At 62.9% G+C, this 25,142-nt stretch carries 25 protein-coding genes and 1 tRNA gene; 7 read left to right on the top strand and 19 right to left on the bottom strand.

Features of this window, described 5'->3' with window-relative positions:
- Positions 1 to 84: 84 nt before the first annotated feature.
- Positions 85 to 2,433: an RND family transporter gene (locus HT051_RS02195; protein WP_174540519.1), complete on the top strand. Its 2,349-nt coding sequence runs from the start codon at positions 85 to 87 to the stop codon at positions 2,431 to 2,433.
- On the opposite strand, the gene HT051_RS02190 is transcribed toward HT051_RS02195, so the two are convergent.
- The 13 genes from HT051_RS02190 to rplU form a co-directional block, all read right to left on the bottom strand.
- Positions 2,430 to 2,951, bottom strand: coding sequence for an RNA pyrophosphohydrolase (locus HT051_RS02190; RefSeq protein ID WP_174540518.1), 522 nt, complete (start codon positions 2,949 to 2,951; stop codon positions 2,430 to 2,432). The genes HT051_RS02195 and HT051_RS02190 overlap by 4 nt on opposite strands.
- 22 nt (positions 2,952 to 2,973) lie before the next feature.
- A complete protein-coding gene (locus tag HT051_RS02185) occupies positions 2,974 to 4,041 on the bottom strand; it encodes a divergent polysaccharide deacetylase family protein (RefSeq protein WP_174540517.1) in 1,068 nt (355 codons plus the stop codon).
- A 96-nt stretch (positions 4,042 to 4,137) separates the two neighbouring features.
- A complete protein-coding gene (locus HT051_RS02180; RefSeq protein WP_174542821.1) occupies positions 4,138 to 5,472 on the bottom strand; it encodes a S41 family peptidase in 1,335 nt (444 codons plus the stop codon).
- Positions 5,472 to 6,887 carry a murein hydrolase activator EnvC gene (locus tag HT051_RS02175; protein ID WP_174540516.1) on the bottom strand — a complete coding sequence of 472 codons (1,416 nt, stop codon included), beginning with the start codon at positions 6,885 to 6,887 and terminating at the stop codon, positions 5,472 to 5,474. Before HT051_RS02175 ends, HT051_RS02180 begins: the two co-directional genes overlap by 1 nt.
- A 144-nt stretch (positions 6,888 to 7,031) precedes the next feature.
- Positions 7,032 to 7,514: a 23S rRNA (pseudouridine(1915)-N(3))-methyltransferase RlmH gene (gene rlmH / locus HT051_RS02170; protein ID WP_174542820.1), complete on the bottom strand. Its 483-nt coding sequence runs from the start codon at positions 7,512 to 7,514 to the stop codon at positions 7,032 to 7,034.
- 39 nt (positions 7,515 to 7,553) lie between these two features.
- Entirely contained in the window at positions 7,554 to 7,982 is a 429-nt protein-coding gene (gene rsfS, locus HT051_RS02165; protein ID WP_174540515.1) for a ribosome silencing factor, read from the bottom strand.
- A gap of 179 nt (positions 7,983 to 8,161) precedes the next feature.
- A complete protein-coding gene (locus HT051_RS02160) occupies positions 8,162 to 8,722 on the bottom strand; it encodes a nicotinate-nucleotide adenylyltransferase (protein ID WP_174540514.1) in 561 nt (186 codons plus the stop codon).
- 35 nt (positions 8,723 to 8,757) lie between these two features.
- Complete coding sequence (locus HT051_RS02155) at positions 8,758 to 10,050, bottom strand: glutamate-5-semialdehyde dehydrogenase (protein ID WP_371740620.1); 1,293 nt, start codon at positions 10,048 to 10,050, stop codon at positions 8,758 to 8,760.
- A 12-nt stretch (positions 10,051 to 10,062) separates the two neighbouring features.
- A complete protein-coding gene (gene proB / locus HT051_RS02150) occupies positions 10,063 to 11,199 on the bottom strand; it encodes a glutamate 5-kinase (RefSeq protein WP_174542818.1) in 1,137 nt (378 codons plus the stop codon).
- A gap of 14 nt (positions 11,200 to 11,213) precedes the next feature.
- Positions 11,214 to 12,248: a GTPase ObgE gene (gene obgE, locus HT051_RS02145; protein ID WP_174540513.1), complete on the bottom strand. Its 1,035-nt coding sequence runs from the start codon at positions 12,246 to 12,248 to the stop codon at positions 11,214 to 11,216.
- 39 nt (positions 12,249 to 12,287) lie between these two features.
- Positions 12,288 to 12,812, bottom strand: coding sequence for a GNAT family N-acetyltransferase (locus HT051_RS02140; RefSeq protein ID WP_174540512.1), 525 nt, complete (start codon positions 12,810 to 12,812; stop codon positions 12,288 to 12,290).
- A 92-nt stretch (positions 12,813 to 12,904) separates the two neighbouring features.
- Positions 12,905 to 13,159, bottom strand: a complete 255-nt coding sequence (rpmA, locus tag HT051_RS02135) for a 50S ribosomal protein L27 (RefSeq protein ID WP_174540511.1) — start codon at positions 13,157 to 13,159, stop codon at positions 12,905 to 12,907.
- A gap of 30 nt (positions 13,160 to 13,189) precedes the next feature.
- A complete protein-coding gene (gene rplU, locus HT051_RS02130) occupies positions 13,190 to 13,771 on the bottom strand; it encodes a 50S ribosomal protein L21 (RefSeq protein ID WP_174540510.1) in 582 nt (193 codons plus the stop codon).
- A 295-nt stretch (positions 13,772 to 14,066) separates the two neighbouring features.
- On the opposite strand from rplU, the gene HT051_RS02125 reads away from it, so the two are divergent.
- The 3 genes from HT051_RS02125 to HT051_RS02115 all read left to right on the top strand — a co-directional run bounded on the left by HT051_RS02125 (position 14,067) and on the right by HT051_RS02115 (position 17,376).
- Complete coding sequence (locus HT051_RS02125; RefSeq protein WP_208454358.1) at positions 14,067 to 15,275, top strand: hypothetical protein; 1,209 nt, start codon at positions 14,067 to 14,069, stop codon at positions 15,273 to 15,275.
- Positions 15,276 to 15,430: 155 nt separating this feature from the next.
- Positions 15,431 to 15,520, top strand: a tRNA-Ser gene (locus tag HT051_RS02120).
- A gap of 350 nt (positions 15,521 to 15,870) precedes the next feature.
- Positions 15,871 to 17,376 carry a hypothetical protein gene (locus tag HT051_RS02115; RefSeq protein ID WP_174540508.1) on the top strand — a complete coding sequence of 502 codons (1,506 nt, stop codon included), beginning with the start codon at positions 15,871 to 15,873 and terminating at the stop codon, positions 17,374 to 17,376.
- A gap of 379 nt (positions 17,377 to 17,755) precedes the next feature.
- On the opposite strand, the gene HT051_RS02110 is transcribed toward HT051_RS02115, so the two are convergent.
- On the bottom strand, positions 17,756 to 18,238 hold the full coding sequence (locus HT051_RS02110; protein WP_174540507.1) for a MarR family winged helix-turn-helix transcriptional regulator: 483 nt from the start codon (positions 18,236 to 18,238) through the stop codon (positions 17,756 to 17,758).
- Positions 18,239 to 18,305: 67 nt separating this feature from the next.
- On the opposite strand from HT051_RS02110, the gene HT051_RS02105 reads away from it, so the two are divergent.
- Positions 18,306 to 18,782: a carboxymuconolactone decarboxylase family protein gene (locus HT051_RS02105; protein ID WP_174540506.1), complete on the top strand. Its 477-nt coding sequence runs from the start codon at positions 18,306 to 18,308 to the stop codon at positions 18,780 to 18,782.
- A gap of 35 nt (positions 18,783 to 18,817) precedes the next feature.
- On the opposite strand, the gene HT051_RS02100 is transcribed toward HT051_RS02105, so the two are convergent.
- The 4 genes from HT051_RS02100 to HT051_RS02085 all read right to left on the bottom strand — a co-directional run bounded on the left by HT051_RS02100 (position 18,818) and on the right by HT051_RS02085 (position 21,503).
- Positions 18,818 to 19,144, bottom strand: a complete 327-nt coding sequence (locus HT051_RS02100) for a DoxX family protein (RefSeq protein WP_174540505.1) — start codon at positions 19,142 to 19,144, stop codon at positions 18,818 to 18,820.
- A 106-nt stretch (positions 19,145 to 19,250) separates the two neighbouring features.
- Positions 19,251 to 19,838, bottom strand: a complete 588-nt coding sequence (locus HT051_RS02095) for a flavin reductase family protein (protein ID WP_174540504.1) — start codon at positions 19,836 to 19,838, stop codon at positions 19,251 to 19,253.
- Positions 19,835 to 20,131, bottom strand: a complete 297-nt coding sequence (locus HT051_RS02090) for a ferredoxin family protein (RefSeq protein WP_246810145.1) — start codon at positions 20,129 to 20,131, stop codon at positions 19,835 to 19,837. The genes HT051_RS02095 and HT051_RS02090 overlap by 4 nt, the downstream gene beginning before the upstream one ends.
- A gap of 250 nt (positions 20,132 to 20,381) precedes the next feature.
- Complete coding sequence (locus HT051_RS02085) at positions 20,382 to 21,503, bottom strand: MFS transporter (RefSeq protein WP_256396013.1); 1,122 nt, start codon at positions 21,501 to 21,503, stop codon at positions 20,382 to 20,384.
- 208 nt (positions 21,504 to 21,711) lie between these two features.
- Here HT051_RS02085 and HT051_RS02080 point away from each other — a divergent pair, with 208 nt between their 5' ends.
- Entirely contained in the window at positions 21,712 to 22,623 is a 912-nt protein-coding gene (locus HT051_RS02080) for a LysR family transcriptional regulator (RefSeq protein ID WP_174540502.1), read from the top strand.
- Between the two features lie 125 nt (positions 22,624 to 22,748).
- Complete coding sequence (locus HT051_RS02075; RefSeq protein WP_174540501.1) at positions 22,749 to 23,357, top strand: hypothetical protein; 609 nt, start codon at positions 22,749 to 22,751, stop codon at positions 23,355 to 23,357.
- 67 nt (positions 23,358 to 23,424) lie between these two features.
- Here HT051_RS02075 and sthA read toward each other — a convergent pair whose 3' ends face one another.
- On the bottom strand, positions 23,425 to 24,837 hold the full coding sequence (gene sthA / locus HT051_RS02070) for a Si-specific NAD(P)(+) transhydrogenase (RefSeq protein WP_174540500.1): 1,413 nt from the start codon (positions 24,835 to 24,837) through the stop codon (positions 23,425 to 23,427).
- Between the last annotated feature and the right edge of the window lie 305 nt (positions 24,838 to 25,142).

Genomic DNA, 25,142 nt, shown 5'->3' with positions numbered 1-25,142 from the left:
ACCCCAATAGGGGAGAGGAACTGCCGGGGGGGTTGCTGAGCGTATCAGCCTCAAGCCAACGCCCAATCGGCGGCCGGAGGCAGGATGCAGAACAAGCAAGCGACCAAGCGCGTGCGCTCGCTCAGCTTCGGCCTGGAGCGAATCGGGCTTCTATCCCTGCATTATCCAATTCTGATGGTGGTGCTGCTGACCGCCATTACCGTCGCCGCCTTCTTCGGCATTCAGCGCCTGAAGGTGGACGATTCGTTGTCCGAGCTGTTCCACAGCGACACCCCCGAATTCCATACCTACGAGACCCTGTCGAGCCGCTTCCCATCGAGCGAGTACGACGTCTTGATCGTCATTACCGGCAAGACCCTGCTTGAGCGCAGCTCGCTGGAGGCGTTGCGCGATCTAGTGCTCGAGCTGCAATTCGTCGACGGCATGTCCGGCGAGGTCTCGCTGTTCTCCGCCCGCGAGGCCCCCGAGCCCGGCAAGATCCCCGGCCCCGTGGTGCCGGCCGAGCTGCCGACCGGGAAAGCCTACGACGATCTGATCCAGCAGGTCCGCGACAATCAGATCATCAAGGGTAAGCTTCTTTCCGACGACGGCACCCTGACCCTGATCCTGCTCGCCCTCGACCGCGAGACCGTGGCGAGCAAGGGGCTGGAGCATGTCGTCACCCAGATCCACGACACCGCGGCTCAGATCCTCGGCCCCACCGGGCTGGAGATGAAGCTTTCCGGCGCGCCGGTGATGCAGCTTGAGATCCGCAATGCGGTGAAGCACGACCGCGATCTCTACAACGCCCTCGGCTTCCTGTTCGGCGCTATCATCGCCTATGCCTTCTTTAGGCGCTTCTCGCTGATGGTGATCGCCGCCATGCCGCCGATCATTGCCATTGTCTGGTCGCTCGGACTGTTCGGCTGGCTCGGCTTCAAGCTCAACCTGTTCCTCAACGTCATGATCCCGCTGATCATGGTGCTCGGTTTCTCCGATTCCATGCAGCTGACCGTGGCGACCCGCGACCGCATGCTGTCCGGCAAATCCCGGCTGGATGCCTCGCGCTATGCGCTTTTGGTGGTGGGCCCAGCCTGCGTGCTCTCCAGCACCACGGCGGCCGCCTCCTTCATCGCGCTGTTCTTCTCGTCTTCGGCGCTGATCCGCACCTTCGGCTTTGCCGGCGCGCTCTCTACCCTGCTGGCCTTCCTGATCTGCATAACCGTGGTGCCGCTGCTGACGCGCCTGCTGATCGCCCACGACCACAAATTCGCAACCGACATGGCGCGCGACAACAAGGCCATGGAGGTCTTGAAGGGCGGCTGCGCCAAGCTTGCCGGCTTCGTCATCAAGCGCCCGGTGGTGATCATGGCGCTCGGCATCTTCGCCGTAGTGACGCTCGGCGCCATCTACACCAATCTGCCGCCGCGCTATCGCCTCGCCGACCAGGTGCCCGACCAGGAGCAGGCCGTGGCCGCCAGCGCCGAGCTCGACAAGAAGCTGACCGGCGCCAATCCGCTGCATGTAATGATCGACTGGCCCGACGACATGTCGCTCTACGATCCCGAAGTGCTGCGGGTCATCGGCGAGGTGCATCAGGCCGTGCAGAGCGAGCCCGATGTCGGCAATGTCTGGTCCATCGAGACCTTGCGCCGCTGGCTCGCCGAAACCGGCGAGGACACGCCCCAGAAGCTGAAGGAATATGTCGATATCCTTCCCGGCTATCTGACCCAGCGCTTCATCAATCCAGAGGCCCATTCGGCGGTGGTGACGGGCCGCGTGCCCGATATCGATGTCAGCAATCTACTGCCGGTGATCGAGAAGCTGGAGAAGCGTCTCGACGTGGTGCGCAAATACAATCCGCAATTCACCATGCAGGTGACCGGCCTCTCGGCCATCGCGGCGCGCAACTCCGCCTCCATGATCAGCAATCTCAATATGGGGCTGACCACCGAGATCGCCTTTATCTGCCTATTTCTAGGCCTGGTGTTCCGCTCCTGGCTGGTGGTGGTGGTCTCCGTGGTGCCAATCCTGTTCCCGGTCTTCTCCGCCGGCGCCATGCTGGCACTCTCGGGCGAGGGGCTGCAATTCGCCTCCATCGTCGCCCTGATCGTCGCCTTCGGCCTGTCGCTCAACGCGACCGTGCATTATCTCAACCGGCTGCGGCTTGAGACCAGGGAAGGCGAGGACCCGTCTATCGGCGTGGAGCGGGCGACCGTCCTGATCGGCCCCGCCCTGGTGCTGACCTCGGTGATCCTGGCCTTCGGCCTCGGTGTGACGGTGCTGTCCGCCCTACCCTCGCTCCGCCTGTTCGGCAAGCTGGCCGCGCTCACTCTGATTGCGGCGCTGGTCGGCGATCTGGTGCTTCTGCCGGCCTGTGTGCTGGTGATCCGCCGCATGATGGCAAAGCTTCGCGGCGGCGGATCGGCCGAGACCGAGAAGGCGAACGCCTAGGCGCTGTTCTTTACCGCCTCGACGAGCGGAGTGAACTCCGCCACCACCTTTTCGTAGACGTCCCGCTTGAACGGCACGATCAGCGACGGAAGATCCGACAGCCTCACCCATTTCCAGGCATCGAATTCCTGGGTATGGCCCAGCGGGGAAAGATCCACCTCGCTCTCATCGCCTTCGAAACGCGCGGCAAACCACATCTGCTTCTGGCCGCGATAGCGCCCCTTCCAGGCAACGCCCACCAGATGCGCCGGCAGGTCGTAGGTGACCCAGTCTGACGTATGACCCAGCATTTCCACCGAGGTGATGCCGGTCTCCTCGTAGAGCTCGCGCTTGGCGGCCTTCTCGGGATCTTCGCCCTTGTCGATACCGCCTTGCGGCATCTGCCACCAATTGCCCTCGCCTTCGGTCTGATCGAGGCGGTCGCTGCGGCGGCCGACAAACACACGACCTTGAGAATTGAGAAGCATCACCCCGACGCATGGGCGATAGGGTAGCTGGTCGGCGGAAACTTTGGACATGGCGGGAGACTATTTCGAAAATCTAACTCTGCGACGACACTGCCGCGCTCACCGGCACCAGCACAAGCCCCTTTTGCTGCAAGCCCGCTGCCCATTTCGAGAGCGCTCCGATGGTTTCCGGACTGGCATCGGCCACCGCAATCGCCGCACCGCCCTCGCGCGCGGCCGCCTCCAGCTCCGAAAGCGACTGGCCAACCGCTTCCGGCGAGGCATCGGCGCCAATCCGCACCGTGGCACCGGCGAAATTCATCCCCAGGGAATGGGCGATCTGCGGCGCCGTGGAGTCCTCGCGGCTCCCATCGCCGACATAGAACAGGCCGCGACCGTTCAGCTCGGCAAGAACCGGCTGCATCGCCGCACCGTCGCCCACAAACCGACCCCCCATAAAATTTGTCACGCCCACATATCCTGTGAAGCGTGACATCAACCAATGCAGCCGCTTTTTGTTTTCTTCCGTATCCAGGCTCGTCAGCAGCGTGTTCGGGCCCGGATCCACAGTGGGATAATCGGGGGGCTCCAGCGGTACCTGCAGCAGCACCTCATGGCCCTTGGCCCGGGCCCTGTCGACCCAATCCTGCAACCCGTCGCCATAAGGGCCGAGCGCCAGGCTCATTTCAGACGGCAGCGTGTCGATCGCTGTGGAGACCACGTCGGCCTTTGCCAACCCCTCCACAAGGATCGCCACGCGTGGCGGCTGTCCCTCGCCCGCAGCGCCGGTATATTTCGACGGCTGCGCATAGACCTGCTCGGGCCGGGCGCCGTTATCGGCGATCTTCGGCAGCGGGCCGTAATCCGATTGCTCGGTCACGTCCGACAAGGGGGCAGCGGCCAGCGGCTCGCCGGGCGCCGGAACCTTCGGCTCCGGCGTCTCCATCAGCTTCTCGACTTGTGGATTGAGGCCGGTGATATCGACCTCGGCCGGTGCCCCGCCCCCATTGTCCGAACGCTGGTCGCCTGCCGGCGCCGGCGGTTGGACCTCGATGATAACGGCTGAATCACCGCTCTGGCCTCCCGGAAGGAACGCCAGCACAACGATGATCAAGCCAAAAAACAGCGCTAAGGCCGCCGCCGTAATGGCCAACGCCTTCATTCGCCTGCACCTCCCCGCTTGTGCACTCACCCCAATGGTCCGCGGCGCCTGATGCGCCGCCGGACCGCCCTTTCTAAAGTAACCCTTCGGGCCGCCTTAGTTCGCTTCGGCCTTCTTCTTGTTCTCGATGTCCACAGACTTGATCCCGCGCAGGATATCCAGCGCGTAATTCAGCTGCGTGTCTTTCTCTTTGTCTTGCGGCACGTAAGCCGAGCTGCCGGACTCTTCCTTCTCGCCCGGCGCCTCGTCCTCGCCCTTCAGGTGGCCGCGCAAATCGGCCTCGCCGCGCGTGCCCATAACCTCGGCCTTCTTCTTCAAGTCGTCGGGCATCTCCTCCTCGACCTCGACATCGGGCTCGATGCCCTTGGCCTGGATGGAGCGGCCCGAAGGCGTGTAGTAACGTGCCGTGGTCAGACGCAGCGCACCGTCGCCCAGCGGAATGATGGTCTGCACCGAGCCCTTGCCGAAGGACCGCGTGCCGAGCGTGACCGCGCGCTTATGATCCTGCAGCGCACCGGCGACGATTTCCGAAGCCGAGGCCGAACCGCCATTGATCAGAACCACGATCGGCTTGCCGTTGGCGATATCGCCGTCACGCGCATTGGAGCGCTGGCTCTCATCCTGGTTCCGGCCGCGAGTCAGCACGATCGCACCCTTGTTCAGGAACGAGTCGGAGACCGAGATGGCCTGGTCCAGAAGGCCGCCCGGATTGTTGCGCAGATCGATGACATAACCCTTCAGCTTCGGCCCGATCTCTTTCTTCAGCTCGGTGACCGCCTCTTGCAGGTTCGGCGTGGTCTGCTCGTTGAAGGTGGTGATGCGGATATAGCCGACATCGTCCTCGGCGCTGTATTTCACCGGATTGATGTGAATGATGTCGCGGACGATCTTCACCTTGAAGGGATCGTCGACGCCATCGCGCACAATTGTCAGCTCGATCGGCGAATTGACCGGCCCGCGCATCTTCTCGACCGCTTCCTGCAAGGTCAGACCCTGGATCTCCTTGCCGTCGAGATGGGTGATCACATCGTTGGCGAGCACGCCCGCCTTGGCCGCCGGCGTATCGTCGATCGGCGAGACCACCTTGACGAAGCCGTTCTCCATGGTGACCTCGATGCCGAGACCGCCGAACTCGCCGCGGGTCTGCACCTGCATGTCGCGGAAATGTTCCGGGTTCAGATAGGAGGAATGCGGATCGAGGCCGGTCAGCATGCCGTTGATCGCAGATTCGATCAGCTCGTCATCCTTCGGCTTCTCGACATAGTCGGCCCGGACCCGTTCCAGCACCTCGCCGAACAGATCGAGTTGCTGGTAAATATCGGAATTGGCCGCCGAGGCAGACTGGCTCTTGGCCAGGCTCACCATCGCGGAGCCGGCGGCGATCACCGCCAGCACGAGAAGGGTCCAAACCGCGTATTCGGATTTCCGCATCATCCTTGCACCTTATCGGACAGCTCGGCCCACCATGGGTCGGGATCTATAGGTCGTCCGTCCTTTCTGAATTCAACATAGAGGGCCGGGCGTTGCCCGGCATCCGGATCTTCGCCGCCCGTCTCAGGGGCTCCCATTTCAGCGATAGGCTCACCGGCGAGAACGAATTGACCGACACTCACATCTATGCGGTCCATGCCCGCAAGTAAAATATGATAGCCCCCGCCCGCATTTACGATCAAGAGTTGCCCATAGGACCGGAACGGCCCGGCATAGACCACCCAGCCGTCGGCCGGCGCCGTGACTCGCGCATTTTCGCGGGTTTCCAGCGAAATTCCTTGCCGCGTGCCGCCGAGCGCGTCGGAATCGCCGAAATCGGCCAGCCGTTTGCCTTGCGCCGGCAGCGGCAAACTGCCCTTGGCATCGGCGAAGGGCACCGCCGGCTTCATGCGTGAGGGATTTGCGAAGGCGACCTTGGTCGATTCCGGCTTCAGCTCGACCAGGTTTTCATCCTCCATCAGCTCACCCTGACGCCGGGCCCGCAAGGCCTGCTCGGCCGCGATCTCCGCATCGTATTGGGCGACCTCGGCGCTGGCGATCTGTTTGTCCAGCTGCGCGATCAGATCGCCCAGCGTGCCGACCTGTTGCGCCTGCTGCTCCGCCTGGCGCTTCACCTCCACCAGGGCCACCTGGCTTTGCGCCAGCTTCTGCCGCTTCTCTTCCAGAAGCGCATCCAGCCGGTTGCGCTCCGACGCCAGCCGGTCGGTCTCTTCCTGCTCTGCGTCGCGCTCTTTACGGATGCCGTCCTCCAGCGCCACCAACCCGTCCAGCTCCTTGGACAGCGTGTCGGCCTGGTATTTCAGCTTCGGGAACACCTTGGCCAGCAGCATGGCGCTACGCACCGCGGCCAGCGAATCCTCGCGGGGCGTGACGAGAGCGGGCGGTGGGCTCCGTCCGATACGCTGCATGGCGCTCAACATCTTTACGATCGTTCTCTTGCGCTCGGTGATCGATCCGCGGATCGCCTCGACCTTGCCATTGAGATCCTTCAGCTTCGCTTCCGTCGTCGACAGCTTGGCTTCCGCCGCCTGCACCCGCTGTCCCGCTTCGATCAAAGCCTCGTTCAGCCGCGCCCGCTCCTTAGCGAGCTCTTCTACGTTCTGCGTCAGCCCTTCTTCCTGGGCCCGGCTCGATTCCAGCTCTTGCTTCGTCGCTTCGAGCTTTTCCGCCGCCTCGTCCCGGGTCAGCCCGGCGAAGGGATCTTGTGGCTCGCCGCCGGCCTGCGCCTGCAAGGGCGTCTCCGAGACCCCGCTGGTCTGGGCGAGAACGCCCGCCGCGGGAAGCCAGAGCATTGCCGTCGCCAGCGCGATACGCCAAGCCAAAACGGCCAGAGCGTGGGGCAACTGACGAACCATGCGCAAAGCCGCTTATCCCTTATTTCGGCTGTGAAAGCTGCGCATCCCGGCCGGGCGAAAACCGCCAGCGACCACAGCGAAGCGTTGAGGCAGAATCAAGGCGCCCTGGTTAACATTTCTTAAGCATACGGAGGGCTTTAGCCCTCATCCGCGATGATAGGGATGGCCGGCGAGGATGGTGATGGCCCGGTAGAGCTGCTCGGCCAGCACGATACGGGCAAGCCCGTGCGGCAAGGTCATCTTGCCCAGGGACAGCGTCAGATCGGCTTTCTCCAGGATCGGGAGGCCGAGCCCATCCGCCCCGCCGATGACGAAGGCCGCGCCCGTAGCCCCGCCATCGCGCCAATCGGCAAGTTGCTGCGCGAAAGCCTCGCTGCTCAGCGTCTTCCCCTTCGGGTCGAGGCAAATCAGCGTCTCGCCCGTCGGTATCTTTTCCAGAAGGCTTGCCGCCTCGGCGGCTTTGCGGCTCTCAGCGGTCTGCTGCCGGCTTTCCGACAGCTCGATCTGGGCGACCGGGCCAAAGCCCAGCCCGCGTCCCGCTGCCTCGGCACGCTCCAGATAGGCGGCACAGAGCTGACGCTCCGGCCCCTGCTTCAGCTTGCCGACGGCAGCAACGAGAAGCCGCATCATGGGGCGACCGCCCCAAACAGAAAACGCCCTAGACGGCTAGACCGCCAGGCGTTCGATCGGTCGATCCGCGGACCACATCTTTTCCAGATTATAGAACTCACGTACTTCTGGCCTGAAGATGTGGACAACAACATCCCCCGTATCGATCAGCACCCAATCGCATTGGGGCATGCCTTCGACTCGGGCACGACCGAATCCGGCATCCTTCAAGGCTTTGACGAGCTGATCTGCAACCGCGCCGACATGCCGCTGGGACCGGCCCGAGGCGACGATCATGTGATCGCCGATCGAGGTCTTTCCCTTCAGATCGATAGTGACGACATTTTCGGCTTTGGCGTCATCAAGGACCTTCAGCACCAGGCTGAGGAGATGAGCCGGGTCGGGCAAATGCGACGGACCGGCGTTTACCGACGCAAGTCCGGCGGGAGGAGCACCATGTTCGGTACCCTCACTGGATGAGCGCATTTTGCGGTGGGTATCCTTTTTCCATTGACCCTATTCGCGAAACCCCTACGCGGAGTTCGAACTCCCAACAATCGAGACTTCGCCACGAACACCTATAGAATAATATAGGGGGCGGGGTGCTTTCAATAGGCCTCTCAGGCAATCGCAACCGGTGCGGGAAAACGAAGAAAACCGCCGATTTAGCCGCCATTTTCCCGCAATTGCGTGGAGGAAAGCTCCGAAAGCGGCAAAGTCAGCGTGGTCCAGGCCGGCGCAGGAAGGCTTGCCAGCCCCGCCGCATCGGACTGATCCACACGGAATTTGGCGAAATACTGCGCCGCCTTGCCGGCTTGCGCCTTCAGCCGGTAGCCCGGCCGGTCGAAAACGGCGATGGGCACCATCTGGAACAGCCGCTGCCAATCCCGCCAGCGGTGGAAATCGGCAAGATTATCCGCCCCCATCAGCCAGACGAAGCGGGTCTCGGGGTAGCGGTGCTGCAAATAGCGGATCGTGTCGACCGTATAGGCCGAGCCGCGCCCCTTCTCGAAATCGGTGACCTTGATGCGAGGATGGCGGGCCACCTTGCGGGCCGCCGCCGCGCGCTCCTCCGAGGAGGGCGCCGGCACCGATTTCAGCGGATTTCCGGGGCTGACCAGCCACCACACCTCATCCAGCCCTAGCCGCTTCAGCGCCGCAAGGCTGATATTGCGATGCGCCGCATGGGCCGGGTTGAACGAGCCCCCAAGCAGCCCGATCCGCATGCCGGGCGTCGCCAGGGGCGGCCTGGCCGTCGAAATCACGGCCGGGTCTGGCCGTTTCCGCGGACGACATATTTGAATGTCGTCAATTGCTCCAGCCCGACGGGCCCGCGCGCATGGAAGCGCCCGGTGGCGATGCCGATCTCCGCCCCCATGCCGAACTGGCCGCCATCGGCGAATTGCGTCGAGGCGTTATGCAGCACGATGGCCGAATCCACCTCGCGCAGGAACCGCTCCGCCGCCTTCGCATTCTCGGCGACGATGCTGTCGGTATGGTGCGAGCCGTAGCGGGCGATATGGGCGATTGCTGCCGCTTCGTCGGCCACCACGCCCATGGTGACGATGGGCGCGAGGTATTCCGTCGCCCAGTCTTCTTCGCTCGCCGGCTTCACCCGGGAATCGGCCTCTTGCACCGCCTCATCGCCCCGGATCTCGCAGCCCGCATCGATCAGCGTCTCGATCAGCGGCTTTAGATGGGTGGGAGCCGCCGCCTCATCGACCAGCACCGTCTCGGCTGCGCCGCAAATCCCGGTGCGCCGCATCTTGGCGTTCAGCACGATGGCCTTTGCCATCTCCAGATCGGCCGACTTCTCCACATAGACGTGGCAGACGCCTTCCAGATGGGCGAAGACCGGCACCCGCGCCTCGTCCTGCACCCGCTGCACCAACCCCTTGCCGCCGCGGGGCACGATCACGTCGATATTGCCGTTCAGCCCGGTGAGCATCATCCCCACTGCGGCGCGATCCGTGGTCGGAACCAGCTGGATCGCCGCCTTGGGCAGCCCGGCCGCCTCGAGCCCGGCGACAAGCGCCCGGTGAACGGCAGTGGAGGTGGCAAGTGCATCGCTGCCGCCGCGAAGGATCACCGCATTGCCGGATTTGAGGCACAGCCCACCGGCATCCGCCGTCACATTGGGCCGGCTCTCATAGATGATGCCGATCACCCCGAGCGGCACCCGCACCCGGGCGATATTGAGCCCGTTGGGCCGGTCCCAATCGGCCGTCACCTGACCGACCGGATCGGGCAGCGCGGCGATCTCGCGCAAGCCCTGCGCCATACCGGCGATCCGCGCATCGGTGACGGTCAGCCGGTCGATGAACGAGGGCGCCAGCCCCTTTTCCTTGCCGGCCTCGACCTCTTGCGCGTTGGCGGCGAGGATCGCCGGCGCGGTGTCCAGGATCGCATCCGCCATGGCCAGCAGCGCGGCGTTCTTCGCCTCTGTCGATGCCAGCGCCAGCTCGTGGCCCGAGGCCCGCGCATCCGCGCCGATCCGCGCCATCAGCGAATCCAGGCTCTGCCCGTCCGACTGCTTCGCTTCCATTTGCTTCACCGCGTCCATTGCTCACTCGCCCTTACGCTTCAACGCCATGTCGTCCCGGTGCACCAGCTCGGAGCGGCCACGGTAGCCGAGAATGCCCTCGATTTCACTGCTCTTGCGACCCGCTATTTGCGCCGCATGCACCCGGTCATAGGCCGCCAGCCCCCGCCCAAGCTCGACGCCGGCGCTGCTCTTGATCGCCACCGCATCGCCCCGCTCGAACCGGCCTTCCACCTTGACCACGCCGGCCGGCAACAGGCTCTTGCCCGAGCCGAGCGCAAGTTCGGCGCCCTCATCCACGATCAGCGCGCCTTTCGGCTCCAGCGAACCGGAGATCCAGCGCTTGCGCGCCGTCACCGGATCGCCATGGGCGACGAACCAGGTGCCGCCCACCCCTTCCGCCAGAGCGCGCAGAGGGTTCAGCCGCTTGCCTGAGGCAATCGCCATATGGGTGCCGGCGGCGGTGGCGATCTTGCCGGCAACGATCTTGGTCACCATGCCGCCCTTGGAGAGCTCCGAGCCGACATCGCCGGCCATCGCCTCGATTTCCGGCGTGATATCGCGCACCTCGTCCAGCCGCTTGGCGGACGCATCGCTGCCGGGCGGCGCGGTATAGAACCCGTCGATATCGGACAGCAGCACCAGGCAATCGGCGCTCATCATCGAGGCGACCCGCGCCGCCAGCCGGTCGTTGTCGCCATAACGGATCTCGCTGGTCGCCACCGTGTCGTTCTCGTTCACCACCGGAACGGCCCGAAGCTTCAGAAGCGTATCCATGGTGTTGCGTGCATTGAGATAGCGGCGGCGGAGCTCCGTATCGTCCAGGGTCAACAACACCTGCGCCGCGACCAGCCCCCGGGCGGCGAATTTCGACTCGTAGGCATGCGCCAGACCGATCTGCCCCACGGCGGCGCAGGCCTGGCTCTCTTCCAGCTTCAAGGGGCCCTTGGGCAGCTTCAGCACGTGCCGGCCGAGCCCGATGGCGCCGGAGGACACCAAGATCACCTCGCGGCCATGGCGATGCAGCGCGGCGATATCGTCGCAAAGCGATTCCAGCCATTCGGCTTTCAGCTGGCCCCGCTCCCGGTCCACCAGCAGCGAGGAGCCGATCTTCACCACGATGCGGCGGGCATCGCGCCATTCGGCCCGGACCGCGCTCATTTGCTTCAGCTCACTCACGGCCGCCAGCCTTCCGACGGCATCTCCTCCGCCTCTTCCGCTTCATAAGTGCCGATCGCATCCATCACCGCATGCAGCGCCGCGTCCACCCCTTCGCCGGTCACGGCGGAGAGCAGCATCGGCTGCTTGCCGCACACTTTCCGAAGCGCTGCCGCCTTCTCGGCCCGCTCCTCCTCCGGCACGGCGTCGATCTTGGAAAGCGCCACGATCTCCTGCTTTTCGGAGAGCGCCTCCTCATAGGCCAGAAGCTCTTCGCGCACCGTCTCGTAGGCCGCGGCCGGATCCTCCTGCGTGCCGTCGACCAGATGCAACAGCACCGCACAGCGCTCGATATGGCCGAGGAACCGGTCGCCGATCCCGGCGCCCTCATGGGCGCCTTCGATCAGCCCGGGAATATCGGCCAACACGAAATCCCTCCCGCCCCGGCGCACCACGCCGAGATTGGGATAGAGCGTGGTGAAGGGATAGGCAGCGATCTTCGGCTTGGCGGCGGAGACCGCGGCAAGGAAGGTCGACTTGCCCGCATTGGGCAGCCCCACCAGCCCGGCATTGGCGATCAGCTTCAGCCGCAGCCAGATCGTCATCTCCTCCCCCGGCTGGCCTTCATTGGCCCGCCGCGGCGCCTGGTTGGTGGAAGATTTAAAATGCAGATTGCCGAAGCCGCCATTACCGCCGCGGGCCAGCACCACCCGCTCGCCCGGCTCGGTCAGGTCGGCGATCAGCGTCTCTTTGTCTTCGGCCAAGATCTGCGTGCCCGGCGGCACTTTCAGCACCTTATCGGCGCCTTTCGCCCCGGTGCGCTGCTTGCCCATGCCGTGACCGCCGCGCTTGGCCTTGAAATGCTGCTGGTAGCGGAAGTCGATCAGCGTGTTGAGATTGGCCACGCATTCGGCGATCACATCGCCGCCGCGCCCGCCATCGCCGCCATCGGGTCCGCCGAACTCGATGAACTTCTCGCGCCGGAACGAAACGCAGCCATTCCCGCCCGCACCGGACAGGATATAGACCTTGGCTTGATCGAGAAATTTCATCGGTTTTGACCTAAGCGGTGGCTGTTGCGAACAGGCTTATCACACCGCTTGCTTAAAAACGCTTTCCCGGGTGAGCCGGTAAAGTAGCGTGCGTTGCTCCAGACCCCGCGCCTCGCAATAGCGCACCTCCTCGCCATTGCGCACGAAGCCGAGCTTCTCCAGCACGCGCCCCGAGGCGGGATTGTCGTCGTAATGGCCGCCGAGGAAATAGTCGAAGCCGTCCTGTTCGAACCCGTGAGCGATCAGCGCACCGACCGCCTCGGTGGCATAGCCCAAGCCCCAGAATGGCTTGCCGATCCAATAGCCGATTTCGCCGTGATGGACATCGTGGGGACGGTAGCCGGCACAGCCGATCAGCCGGCCCTGCTCCTCGATGGCAAAGACCACGCCTTCCTCGCCGGCCAGCACATCGCCGATCCAGCGCCCGGCCTGCTCCTCGCTATAGGGATAGGGGATCGTGCCGGTCATCCGGGCGACGCGATAGTCGCCGGCCAGCATGCGCAAGCGCGGCGCATCCTCCATACGGAGCGGCCGCAAGCTCAATCGTTTTGTCTGGATGATCATCTCGTCTCGACCCCAAGGAAAAGGCCGCTGGCCGGGGCAAGACGTCTCGGCGCGGCCCGTCAGACGGCCGCGCCATATGGGCGGGCCGGCGTCTAGCTCGGCTTCACCGAAACGAAGACGCGGTCCTGCGCCTTGCGCTGAAATTCCACCACGCCTTCGACCTTGGCGAAGATCGTGTAGTCCTTGCCCATGCCGACACCGTCGCCCGGGTGCCACTTGGTGCCGCGCTGGCGGATGATGATGTTGCCCGGAATCACATGCTGGCCGCCGGCCTTCTTCAGGCCGAGGCGCTTGCCTTCCGAATCGCGGCCGTTACGGGACGAACCGCCTGCTTTCTTATGTGCCATGGTTCAGATCCTCTATTCGGATGCGCGCTTCTAGTCTTCCGACTTTTTCGCGGCGGGCTTCTTCGCAGCCGGCTTCTTTGCGGCGGCGGTCTTGGTCTCGGTCTTCGCGGCAGCGGGCTTGGCCTCTTTGGCCGGCGCTTTTTTCGCCGGAGCCTTTTTCTCCGCTGCAGGCTTCGCTTCGGCCTCGGCCTTCTTGGCGGCCGGCTTTGCCGCGGGCTTGGCCTCAGCCTCGGTCTTCTTGGCCTCGGTCTTGGTCGCCGCCGTATCGGCCTTCTTGGCCGCGGTCTTCGACGGCTTCTTGCCGCCGATCAGGATCTCGGTGATCTTGAGCGCCGTCAGAAGCTGGCGATGGCCGCCGGTGCGGCGATAATTGGAGCGCCGCTTCTTCTTGAAGATGCGAACCTTGTCGGCGCGGGTATGCTCGACCAGCTCGGCCGCAACAGTGACGCCGGAGACCAGCGGACTGCCGACTTCCGGCTTATCCCCGCCCAGCATCAGAACCTCGCCCAGCTCGACCGTATCGCCGGGCTCGCCGGCAATGCGCTCGATCTCGATAATGTCGTTCGGCGCAACACGATATTGCTTGCCGCCTGTGCGAATGACCGCGAACATGTCTTTATCTCGCTTCGATCTAGCGATTGAGTGCCAATTCCGGCTTAAGCCTTCCGCGCATCGCTTCGGAGCGCAAAAAGACCGCCCGGCGGACACGCCGGCGGCCGGATTTGCGCGCAATATAGAGGGGAAGCGCCAGAAGTCAACGTTCTCAAACGCGCTCTTCTTTCTAAAGGTGGGCTCGGAGCCTAGAATGCAACTTCTGGTCTACCTATATTGATGACACCGCGAATGGTAATTTCCGCTCCAAGAGCCAATGGGACCAATTACTCTCTTCGACAAATCGTTCATAGAGATGCTCAACGTTGATGAGTCGGCGCTCTTTGACGCGCTGTTCACGGCGAACATTTGCCCCATGTATTACGTGGAGGTGCTGGCGGACCTAAAACTAGAGAACCCCGGCAAAAGGACTTGCGAGAAGGTCGTTTCCGATCTCGCGGCAAAGACTCCGGTGATGCGGGCCTACCCCAACGTCATCCATACATCACTTTGCCTACTTGAGCTCTTTGGAAGTCCCATTGAAATGCGTGGTGCCCCTGTCTTGGCTCAAGGCACTCCGGTACGCAGAGAAGGTAGGGTCGGGGTATTCTACCAAGAGAGCGCGGAAGCCAAGGCATTTGGCCGCTGGCAGAGGCGCGAGTTTCTGCAACTTGAACACGAATTTGCTAGCCAGTGGCGCGCCCAGCTCAAGTCCACTGATCATGCAGCTCTAGCCAAACTGGCAAAATCGGCGCTGAGAATTAACGCCGAGCCAAAAAATCTTGAAGACGCATATGCTCTCGCAAAAGAAGTCGTGCACGGAAAGGGGCAGCAGGCTCTCACCCTTAAGACGGCATACGCGCTCTTGGGATTGCCGCATGAATATTTCGCTCAAATTCAGGAGCGTTGGAAGCGACAATATCAACCGGTAGAAGAATATGCCCCCTACATGGCGCATTGCCTGCTCGTTGATGTATTCTTTCACATTACCGTAGATAAAAAGCTTATCTCACCTTCGCGCGCGAGCAACAAAATTGATTTGTCATATTTATACTATCTCCCGTTCGCGCAAATATTTGTTTCAAACGACAAGCTCCATCGACGCGTCAGTCCCCTGTTTCTTCAGCCTGAGCAATTATTCATTGGCGGCCAGGAGCTGAAGGACGATCTCAAGGCTCTTGACGCTTACTACAGTAAGTTGCCGGGTAACGAACTAGCACAAGGGCTTTTTCATGTCGCCGCACGGCCTCCGAACGATGACCTGTTTCTGACCACTCGTTTGTGGAAGACGTTGGGGCATCCTGTCGAGCCACCAAGAGCGTCACCCCCAGAGGGCCCGCTATCAGCATACTTATTAGACCGAGTTCGTAAACTTGAAGAAGGAGCTAAAAGTGGGGTCAGAGAAACCTTCGAGCCCTCTGAGCTAAGGGATCCGCACGAAGTTTCCATACAGAGGCTTATTCCGACGAAGCGAGGCAAATGGCAACTTCTTCCGAAAGATCTAACCGCCTCCAAAGCGGAATAGAACCCACTTAGACCATTTGCTTTTCGTGCACCTTCGGCATGACGGCGGAAATTCCGCGTCCAAGCGGCAAAGCCCACCTTGCCGGACGCCATAAGGGGCGCTACAAGGCGGCTCCCACGAGCGACCGGGATACGGCCTGCAAATCAAGGCCCCGCGGAGAGGTGCCGGAGTGGTCGAACGGGGCGGTCTCGAAAACCGTTGTGCGCGCAAGCGTACCGAGGGTTCGAATCCCTCCCTCTCCGCCATTATTTCGCTCACGCCAATCTCACTTCGTTCGACGGCTCCGCGGGGCGGCCTGACCGGCCGGTGGGCAGTCACCCGACTGGTTCCGCGTTCGCACCCTCTCCGCCATCGTCGATCTCACGCCAATTCGCTTCGCTCATGGCTCCGATGGGGCGCGCTAACCGCGCTTGTACAGCTGGCGCTCCCAGCCCTTATCTAATCGACATCTCTGAGGAGGTAATGCAGACTTCGTTCCTGAACTGATCCCTGAAAACGCATGCACCTAGAGCCTCCGCCAGTCAACAAAGGTCAAGTAGGCCTCAACGAATTCCGCAGGAAAGCTAAACTCCACGAGCTTTCGCTCACGAACCGAATGAGCCGAGAGTTCTATCGGGCGCGCCTATCGAAGTGGCAGAAGCTCTACACGACCTTGGCAGCCAAACGAAAGCCGGGAAGTAGCGCTGCAATCCACTTCGCTTCCTTCTCTTCGCTGTGCAGAGATCTGCTGGATCAATATGGCCCCGAGCCGCCGCCAAAGAAACGAGCCCAGAAAGCATTTGCCTCAGTCCGGCTTGTGTATCCCATGTTTCCGGATAGCGTCACTCACAGGCTTCATTTTCTTGAAGGCCCCGGGGCTAGGCGGAAGCGCGCTATTGAGTTAGCCGCGTACTCCGCCTTCCTTTCGCGCCAGACCTCCGGAACCGGCCGTGTTCTCGTTTCGGTTGGAACTTCGCAAGATGATGTCAGACTATTCGAGCGGCTGGTAGAGACTATTGGAGAAGGCCTGTTCGGTGATCCGGCAAAGTCCGGCTTCGATGCGGAGCGCAAAAGCGACCAGCCGCCCAGCAATACGGCAACTCCTCTTGAAAGGGTCTGGCGGGATAATAGCCGGGCGCGCGGATATAGCTGGCAGGCACGTGCTTTGGGCGATCAGTTCCGGAGCGTCGATGGCGAGGGGCTTCCGGAAGACCTTCCGGACCTAGAAAGCGGGGGCCCATGGGACCCGGATTCCAAGTGGCAACAAGTTCTAGACTTGACCGAAACGAACCGGCTCTTCGATGCGATGGATCTCGTTGACGCCATCCCGGGGGGTGATCGTGAAGCGCTTTTGGACGAGGTCATATATCTGAAATTCTTGACGGATCGGGAGGTTCGCGCCGACGATGTCAGGTTGATCGCTCGCAAGCATGCAGCGGCGTCGCTGATCTCCGGCCGCCTGCTTGAGGAGTTCGACACGTTCATAGGCTACTTGGATCAGGAACTCCAAGACGATCCACCCGATCTCTCAAAACTCACTCGATACGACCCGGGCTACGGTCAAGAAATGATCCCGGTGCAACCTCCAGCGTCAGACTGGCAGGCATACCGAGCGTATCAGGCTCAGTTCACCAACTCTTCTGCGCCTCGCGGTCGCATATTCGCCGTTAATATTGATGTCGGCTTTAACAACATTGAGAGAATGCTCGCCGGGCATATGGTGCTGGCGGAGGATGCATTCCGGCGTGATCGATCTATACCGGAGATTGGTGCGAGCGGCTGGGTTTCCGAACTCGCCCTCCTCGACCTTATCCGGGCAGTTTGGCCAAACGCCAAGCACCAATGGCGTCCATGGTTCCTTGGCCGCCAGTCAATAGACATATACGTCCCTGAGATAGACTTGGCAGTCGAGTATCAGGGGCAGCAGCACTATGAACCGGTTGCAATGTTCGGTGGCGAGGAAGGCCTCAAAAACGTTCAGCTTCGCGATGAACGAAAGCGACTACTCTTGGGCGCGAACAAGGTACGCCTACTGGAATGGCGGTATGATACAATCATATCTCGGGAAGCGCTGGTGCTGAAGCTCGCCGAAATGGGAATACTCTTGCCAACTAGTGAATGAAGAAAAGCCCAGCAGGAGCGCTATAGCGTAGGCGCAATTCTCTGTTTCGTCGTTCTCGGTCGGGCAGTCTCAGCCCCCCGCCCCGCACACCTTAGCGCTCGAACCCTCCATTTTTCGCGTAAGAGTGAGGCAAGTGCGAAACGGACTATTTTCCGCCATAGCCGGATCGTCAGTTGGCATTGAAGGGCGCGTTCGCCCGGCGGGCCGGGCTCGGCGATAGCGGCGCAATTTCCCGCAACACCCTGCCCCGAAAGACGCGAGCAATTGTCGGCCTTCGGGCAACAAGATGTGTTCGGCCGGCGGCCCGTGGTCCGGCGGACCTGCAAAGCCGTTATCGCTGCCCGTCGCCGGCATTCGCTGAACCCGCAACCGCCGAAGCCTATCGCTCCGACAGCTTCACTGAGAGCCCCGCGAGCCATCGTCTCAGCCCCCGCTCCTCGTCGGCGGAAACCCCGTCGACGAGCTCCTTCTCGACGGCGCCGACCCGCCTCTTGGCCGTCGATAGGAGGCTTCGTCCGCTCTCGGTCAGCGTAAGCTGCTGAATGCGGCCGTGCACCGCATGCGGTTGCTTCTGGACAGCGCCGGATTTGATGAGATTGCCGACGATGACGCCCACCGTCTGGGGGGTCAGAAATGTCAGCCGGGCGATGTCGGCATTGGAAAGTCCCGGATAGGCGGCGATCATCGTCATCACCGAAAATTGCGGCGGCGTCACATCGAGATCGGCCAGCGTGCGCGCAAGATGCGTCTCATACGCATTCGCCGCCTGCCGGAGCAGATAGCCGATATAGCCGTCTTCGCCGCGCTTTCCCGTCCCCGCAGCGGGAAGGGAGCGGCGGCTTGCGGAACGAGCCTTGCCCATAATATAAGAACTCTTATATGTTGTTCGTATTCTTATATTATCGCGTACGACACGGAGAGACCATCCCATGCCCGACGAAGCCAGCCGACTGAGCTATGAGGCTTTCAGAACATCCCAGCCGGACGCTCACGATGCGCTGATCGCCCTCGGCAAGACCGTCGATAACGGCGGGCTGGAGAAGGAGCTGACCGAACTCGTCAAGCTGCGCGTGTCGCAGATGAACGCTTGCGCCTTCTGCATCCAGCTTCACCTGAACATCGCACGCAGGCTGGGGCTCGAAGAGACCAAGCTCGGCCTGCTCCCGGCTTGGCGCGACGCCGGCACCTTCTCGGCTCGCGAACGGGCCGCCTTGCGCTGGGCGGAGCTGCTGACTCGGCTGAACGGCGAGGGTACTCCCGAGGCCGAATGGGCGCACCTGCGCGAACAATTCGGCGAGGGCGACGCGACCTTGCTGACGGTGACGGTCGGCACCATCAACGCCTGGAACCGCATCGCCATCGGACTTCGCTTCGCCCCGCCCGTGCCGCAAACGGTCGCCGCGTGAAGGCGCAAAGCAAGCCTGGCGATTTACGCCAGCGCTTAAGCCATCGCCGCGAAGCCGGTGACCAGCGCCAGACCGGCCAGCACGCCGACCGGCGGCAAGGCGTGCCAATACTCCTTGTTCCAGATCACCGTGGCAGCCGCGGCAAGCATGATGGCGGCGCCCAGCACCGTACCCTCGAAGCGGGTCTGCGGGAAAACCAGAAGACAGGCTGTGAGCAGCTCGAGGCAGCCGGTGAGGCTCGGGAACCAGGTCGGATAGCCCCAGCGGGCATAGTTGGTCCGGATCGGTTCGTTGGGCCGCAAATTGACGACGCTGCCGACCAGGAAGAAGAAGGCGAAGGCCCAATAGACGAAGTGCACCATGGCTTAACAAGCCTCCACAACGGGCCGGCCGCTCCGGGCGGCAGGCGCAAGAACAAGGGTTTGGAACTGAGCGTTCGGATCGTCGACCATAGGGCCGTCTGCGTCTCTACCTAGACGCCGCATCCGGTGCGCCATGCGGCGACACGCGGCTATAAGCCCGTTGGTGCCAGATCAGCGGTTTGCGGTGATGCGCCGAATCGATCGCAACGACGCCGCCGGCAAACAGCAGGTGATCGCCGGTATCCGCCGTACCGATAAGCGCGCAATCCATTGCCGAAACCGCGCCGCGAAGACGCGGATGGCCGGAGGGCCATTCCTCCCACTCCCCCATATCGAACCGCTTTTCGGCCGGAAGCCCACCGGCGAAAGCATCGGCGAGGTCGTGCTGTGCTTCCGACAGGGTGGCGATGGAGAAGCCGCCCACCTGTCGAATCGCATCGGCCAGATGGCTCCCCGCCTTGACCGAAACCAGGATCGAGGGCGGCGATGCGGCGAGCGAAAACACCGCCGTCACCGTCCGCCCCAGCCGGACATCTGAGGCTTTGGCCGTGACGATGCAGGCCGTCGCCGCCAGCGAGGCCATAGCATCTTTGAAATCGTTGGGATCGGCGTGGGTCTGGAATTCCGAATCCAGGCGGAAATCCGCCGGGGACTTGGTGTCAGATCCAGTCTTGCTCTTGGACGTCTCCGTCATGATCCGGCCCCGGGTTTCTCCGAGAACGACGTCCGTAACTTGTCAGGCACGCCTTGCATCTCCTTGGCATTGGCCGGCGGCGTTCCCTGCTGGGTGATGTTCGGCCACATTTCCGCGTATTTCAGGTTGAAATCGTCCCAGCCTGCCGCTTTCGGATCGCTTGCAAGAAGGATGGCCGAGACGGGGCATTCATACACGCAAACGCCGCAGCTGATACATTCATCCGGATGGATGACGAGCATGTTCTCGCCTTCGTAGAAGCAGTCCACGGGGCAGACTTCCACGCAGTCCATATGCTTGCAAGCAATGCAATCTTCGGTGACGACTTAGGTCATGAGGGGGTGTTCGGGTTGGGCGCCGGCCGTGAGCCGTGGCGCAGCTTGGCGACCCGCGAACGCAACGCAGCGCCTCACCCGCTTGCACCGCCATCCGGAGCGATCTGGGGCGAAGTCCGGACGGCGGCGCTAGGCGCGCGGGCGGTCGCGAGCGGGTTCGAGCCGTTCGGCGTCTTGGTGACCTTGAGCGTCCCGTCCGCAGCCTCGATCAGCCCGGATGCTGACGCGGAAAGCCGTGCTGGTGTGAGATCAGCGTCATCACCAAGGTCGCGACGAGCAGGATCAGAAGGCTGGGCGCAAAGGCGCCGACACCGAATCGCGCAAGCAGCACTCCGCCGATGACGCCGGCGACGGCGATCGCCGTGTTCCAGACCGTCACCAGCATGGCCTGGGCAAGATCCGCCGCCGGACCCGCCGTCTTGGCGCTCGCGGTCTGAAACAGCGTCGCACAGCCGCCGAAGGCGAGCCCCCAGACGCCGACAGCCCCATAGACCACCGCCGGCACATCGCCCCAGATCCATAACGCAGCCGCCGAAAGGCCGAACAGCACGGTGCTGATTAGGGTCAGCTCGCGCAGCCGCCGGTCGATCAGCACCCCGACGATCCAAATGCTGAACAGCGAGGCGACACCGAACACGAGCAGCACCAGATCGGTCCGCGCCGCCATGCCCGCCGCGGCCAGAAACGGCGCGATATAGGTGTAGAGAATGTTGTGGGCGAGGACGAAGCCGAGCGTGACGAACAGCACCGGCCGGATGCCGGGCCGGGTGAAGACGCTTTTCAGCGACCTCCGCTCGCCCACGGATTGCCCGGCAAAATCCGGCACCGCCGCCAGCACCCAGGCGATCAGAATGACCGTCAGCCCGCTCATCAAACCGAAGCAGGCACGCCAGCCGATGGCGGCGCCGAGAAACGTGCCCGCCGGCACGCCGAAGGATAGCGCCAGCGGCGTTCCGACCATGGCCACCGCGATTGCTCGCCCCTTGAGATGCTCCGGCGCCATGCGCGCCGCATAGCCGGCGACCAGCGCCCAGAGCAGCCCGGCGGAAACGCCGGCAAAGAAGCGCGCGACCAGGGTCAGCCCGTAGCTGCCCGAGACGGCGGTGACCGTATTGGCGAAGAGGAAGCCGACAATCGCCGTCAGAAGCAGCGGGCGGCGGCGCACCCCTTGGGTCAGGGTGGTCAGCGGGATCGCCGCCAGCAGCGAGCCCACCGCGTAGAGCGTCACCAGCTGCCCGGCCGCCGCTTCCGAGACGCCCAAGCCACCGGCGATCTGCGGCAGGAGGCCCGCCGGCAGCGCCTCGGTCAAAATCGTGATGAAGGCCGCCAAGGCCAACGCCGCCAGGCTGAGCCAGGGTAGCCGGTCGGACGCGCAGGGTGTAGGAGCCGCGGAAAATGCGGCTTGGGAAGCTGAAGACATAAGATTCCTCGTTTCGGCATTGCTCCGGCCCCAGACCTGCCATCCCGGCTGCCTGAGAGAAATAGGCTTTAATTCCGGTGACTTCGGACATAACTGTCCGTTATCATGGCGCTTAACGATGGAGAACCTCGGCGCCCTCAATGTCTTCGTCCAGGCGGCGGAAACCCGCAGCTTCACCGCTGCGGGGCGGCAGCTCGGTATCTCCTCCTCGGCCGTCGGCAAGGCGATCGCGCGGCTGGAGCAGCGCCTCGGCGTGCGGCTGTTTCACCGCTCGACCCGCGCCGTCACCCTCACCCCCGAAGGCAGCCTGTTTCTGGAACGCTGCCGCCGCATCTTCTGCGAGATCGAGGCGGCCGAGCTGGAACTCTCAAAGACCCGCGCCGAGCCGCGCGGTGTGCTGCGGGTGAGCCTGCCGCTGGTCGGCATGCTGCTGATGCCGACCCTCATCGCCTTCATGCGGGAATGGCCGGCGATCCAGCTCGACCTCGACTTCACCGACCGGCTGACCGACGTGATCGAGGAAGGTTTCGACGCGGTGATCCGCACCGGCGAGGTCAGCGATTCACGGCTGATGACGCGCAAGCTCGGCGCATTCCGCTACAAGCTCGTCGGCGCGCCCGCCTATTTCGCCGAGCATGGCACGCCGAAAACTCCAGCCGATCTCGCCACCCATCGCTGCCTGCGCCACCGCTATCCCAGCACCGGCAAGCTGGAGGACTGGCCGCTTGGCGACGAACTTGGCGAGACAAGCGGAGCACACACCGCCGAGATTCCCGCCGCCGCCATCTCCAACACCATCGAGCCTTTGCTCGACATGGCCAAAGCCGGGCTCGGCATCGCCTGCCTGCCGGACTTCGCCGTGCGCGACGCGATCTCCCAAGGCGCGCTGGTCAGCGTGCTGGAAAAATTCGTGCGCCATGGCGGCACGTTCCGCATCCTCTGGCCCTCGAGCCGCCACCTCTCGCCCAAGCTCCGCGTCTTCGTCGACTTCATGGCAGAGAATTTGTTTTCGGAGGGAGCGCGTCTCTAGAGTGCAGCCCGCGAAGAGAATAGCGCTTTGTCGAATAGACTGCCTACCTGCCTCCTGTGATGGTGCCAATCTACTAAAGAACTTCGTCAGCTGTTGGAGGGCGCAATCTGCTGTAAATGTATTCTATGAGAACCGGCAAAATCCCATTTCGTTTTGACATGATTGACCTGCTGAACCGCGCGCGTCAGCAGTGCGCTAGGCATGTTGGCGACGTCACGCTAAACCTGCCGTTTGTGAGTATTGCCGTTAGCCCGAAGGACAAAGAACGGCAAGCCGCCCGTAAACTTGTGATCCGGCTTGCTGACAGGCGCGTGCTCTCCGCTTGGGAATGCTGCGATGACTGCATTGACAATTCCCTGGCGTCCCTACGTGAAATACGCGCAATCTTGGTAGATACGCAGGTTGAATTATCGGATTTGCAGAACGGTTCGCTCTACCTGCTTGTTGACGCCATGACTTTGGGCATCCGCCAATTTCTCACCTACGAAGAACTGTTGAACAGGCCCGACGAAGCGCCAGCGCACCGTCGCTTCGGTGAATTCCACCGACCGCCCGATATACGACAGGCGTATTTTGACGCGCTGGAACTATTGAGGGGGCACCTTAGCCGATGCTTAGGACAGGTAGCCGCAATAGGTGACATGGACCTTCCGCAGGACGGTCTTGTGAAAAACTACCAAGGCGATTGGCATCTCGACGCCTATGAAACATTGCCACTTGGAGAGGATAGATAGGCCCCCGGGACCGCCCGAAGGTAGTTCTGATATTCCGCGCAATTGTCTCCAACGCTTCAGCTAAGACTCAAGCCTCCGCCGGAACCGTCTCCGGCTGGCCCATGCGGTTCCAGGCATCGAGCCCGGCAATCTTGTAGGCCTCGGCGAGAGTTGGGTAGTTGAAGGTGTTCTCAACGAAGAAATCCACCGTGCCTTTTAGGTTGATCACCGCCTGGCCGATATGGATCAGCTCGGTCGCCCCCTCGCCGATGATATGCGCGCCGAGCAGCCGGCGGCTATCCAGCGCGAAGATCAGCTTCAGGAAGCCGGAATTCACCCCCATGATGTGGCCGCGCGAGGTCTCCCGGAAGCGGGCGACGCCGCATTCGTAGGCCACGCCGCTCTCGCGCACCTCTTCCTCCGACTGACCGACGGTGGAGATCTCCGGCACCGCATAGATGCCGTAAGGGAAGGCCTCCGGCGGCGGCGGGGCCGGCATATCGAACGCGTGGCAGGCCGCTAGGCGCCCCTGCTCCATGGAGGTGGAGGCAAGGCTCGGAAAGCCGATGATGTCGCCGGCGGCATAGATATTCGGCACCTCGGTCTGGAAGGTCTCCGCATCGACCTTCAGCCGCCCGCGCTTATCGGCCTGCAAGCCCACCGCCTCCAGATTGAGGCTGCCGACGCTGCCCGCCCGCCCGGCCGCGAACAGCAGATATTCGGTGGAGACCTTGCGCCCGTCCTCCAGCGTGACGGAGACGCCCCGGTCGCTCGTCGCGATCTCCTTCACCGCCGCGCCGAGCCGCACCACCATGCCGCGGTCGCGCATCTGGTGCACGAAATCGGCCACCACCTCCTTGTCGATGAAATCGAGGATGGTCTCGCGCCCCTCCACCAGCGTCACCGGCACATCGAGGGCGGAGAAGATGGTGGCGTATTCCACCCCGATCACCCCGCCGCCGATCACCGTCAGCGAGCGCGGCAGATGCTCGATCTCCAGGATCTCGTCGCTGTCGAAGACGCGGACCCCGTCGAAGGGCACATGGCTCGGCCGATAGGGCTTGGTGCCCGCCGCGATCACCGCCTTGTCGAACGCCACGCGGGTCACCTCGTCCGCATCGGAGGTCAGCTCCACGGTATGCGCATCGATGAAGCGCGCCTCGGCCAGCGCGAAGCCCACCATGTTGCGCATGAACTGGTGCTCCAGCACCTCCACCTCGTGATCGAGGGTCTTATGCAGCCGCTCGGTGAGATCGACCGCGGTGATGTCCTGCTTCACCCGGTAGGCACGCCCGTAGAACCCGCGCTCGCGCCAGCCGGAGAGGTTCAGCACCGTCTCGCGCAAGGTTTTCGAGGGGATCGTGCCGGTATGTACCGAGACCCCGCCGAGCCTGCGCCCGCGATCCACCACCAGAACCGATTTGCCGAATTTTGCCGATTGCACAGCGGCGCGCCGGCCGGCAGGCCCGCTGCCGATCACCAGCATATTGACCTTGTCCATGATCCCCCGAAAGTCCCCCGATACGTTTCAACGCCAATCCCCAGGCGAAGCTTGCCGCATTGTGCAACTGCGAAACAAGGGGTTTGCTCTGCGAAAGCACCGATATTCATGGCTCTGCTTGACCGCTCTTGGCATTGCTCGGCCGGAATTTGCGTCTCCAGCCGCCATAGGCGGGTGGTCGTGATCGAAGGCCAGATGGTCGAGCGACAGCATCTCGCTATTGTCGAGCGCACCGTAGACATCGCCGAGCAGATCGAGGCGGCTGTGGGGGCGAAGCGGGGATGGGGCCGTGGCGGTGATCGACG

The sequence above is a fragment of the Methyloligella sp. GL2 genome (assembly GCF_013341275.1).
In the GTDB taxonomy this organism is placed as follows: Bacteria; Pseudomonadota; Alphaproteobacteria; order Rhizobiales; family Methyloligellaceae; genus Methyloligella.
The sequence above is the reverse complement of the archived record's forward strand: the minus strand, read 5'-3'. Positions and strand labels throughout refer to the sequence as shown.

What these genes read in the sequence shown, in the direction of transcription:
- HT051_RS02090 (WP_246810145.1), bottom strand. Translation starts at nt 20,131, where the DNA reads ATGGACTGCGTGGAAGTCTGCCCCGTGGACTGCTTCTACGAAGGCGAG.
- HT051_RS02105 (WP_174540506.1), top strand. Translation starts at nt 18,306, where the DNA reads ATGCCCGACGAAGCCAGCCGACTGAGCTATGAGGCTTTCAGAACATCC.
- HT051_RS02175 (WP_174540516.1), bottom strand. Translation starts at nt 6,887, where the DNA reads ATGGTTCGTCAGTTGCCCCACGCTCTGGCCGTTTTGGCTTGGCGTATC.
- rplU (WP_174540510.1), bottom strand. Translation starts at nt 13,771, where the DNA reads ATGTTCGCGGTCATTCGCACAGGCGGCAAGCAATATCGTGTTGCGCCG.
- rlmH (WP_174542820.1), bottom strand. Translation starts at nt 7,514, where the DNA reads ATGCGGCTTCTCGTTGCTGCCGTCGGCAAGCTGAAGCAGGGGCCGGAG.
- HT051_RS02190 (WP_174540518.1), bottom strand. Translation starts at nt 2,951, where the DNA reads ATGTCCAAAGTTTCCGCCGACCAGCTACCCTATCGCCCATGCGTCGGG.
- obgE (WP_174540513.1), bottom strand. Translation starts at nt 12,248, where the DNA reads ATGAAATTTCTCGATCAAGCCAAGGTCTATATCCTGTCCGGTGCGGGC.
- HT051_RS02115 (WP_174540508.1), top strand. Translation starts at nt 15,871, where the DNA reads ATGAGCCGAGAGTTCTATCGGGCGCGCCTATCGAAGTGGCAGAAGCTC.
- HT051_RS02110 (WP_174540507.1), bottom strand. Translation starts at nt 18,238, where the DNA reads ATGGGCAAGGCTCGTTCCGCAAGCCGCCGCTCCCTTCCCGCTGCGGGG.
- HT051_RS02075 (WP_174540501.1), top strand. Translation starts at nt 22,749, where the DNA reads ATGAGAACCGGCAAAATCCCATTTCGTTTTGACATGATTGACCTGCTG.
- rsfS (WP_174540515.1), bottom strand. Translation starts at nt 7,982, where the DNA reads ATGCGCTCATCCAGTGAGGGTACCGAACATGGTGCTCCTCCCGCCGGA.
- sthA (WP_174540500.1), bottom strand. Translation starts at nt 24,837, where the DNA reads ATGGACAAGGTCAATATGCTGGTGATCGGCAGCGGGCCTGCCGGCCGG.
- HT051_RS02125 (WP_208454358.1), top strand. Translation starts at nt 14,067, where the DNA reads ATGCTCAACGTTGATGAGTCGGCGCTCTTTGACGCGCTGTTCACGGCG.
- HT051_RS02100 (WP_174540505.1), bottom strand. Translation starts at nt 19,144, where the DNA reads ATGGTGCACTTCGTCTATTGGGCCTTCGCCTTCTTCTTCCTGGTCGGC.
- proB (WP_174542818.1), bottom strand. Translation starts at nt 11,199, where the DNA reads ATGAGCGCGGTCCGGGCCGAATGGCGCGATGCCCGCCGCATCGTGGTG.
- HT051_RS02160 (WP_174540514.1), bottom strand. Translation starts at nt 8,722, where the DNA reads ATGCGGATCGGGCTGCTTGGGGGCTCGTTCAACCCGGCCCATGCGGCG.
- HT051_RS02140 (WP_174540512.1), bottom strand. Translation starts at nt 12,812, where the DNA reads ATGATCATCCAGACAAAACGATTGAGCTTGCGGCCGCTCCGTATGGAG.
- HT051_RS02180 (WP_174542821.1), bottom strand. Translation starts at nt 5,472, where the DNA reads ATGCGGAAATCCGAATACGCGGTTTGGACCCTTCTCGTGCTGGCGGTG.
- HT051_RS02095 (WP_174540504.1), bottom strand. Translation starts at nt 19,838, where the DNA reads ATGACGGAGACGTCCAAGAGCAAGACTGGATCTGACACCAAGTCCCCG.
- HT051_RS02080 (WP_174540502.1), top strand. Translation starts at nt 21,712, where the DNA reads ATGGAGAACCTCGGCGCCCTCAATGTCTTCGTCCAGGCGGCGGAAACC.
- HT051_RS02195 (WP_174540519.1), top strand. Translation starts at nt 85, where the DNA reads ATGCAGAACAAGCAAGCGACCAAGCGCGTGCGCTCGCTCAGCTTCGGC.
- HT051_RS02185 (WP_174540517.1), bottom strand. Translation starts at nt 4,041, where the DNA reads ATGAAGGCGTTGGCCATTACGGCGGCGGCCTTAGCGCTGTTTTTTGGC.
- rpmA (WP_174540511.1), bottom strand. Translation starts at nt 13,159, where the DNA reads ATGGCACATAAGAAAGCAGGCGGTTCGTCCCGTAACGGCCGCGATTCG.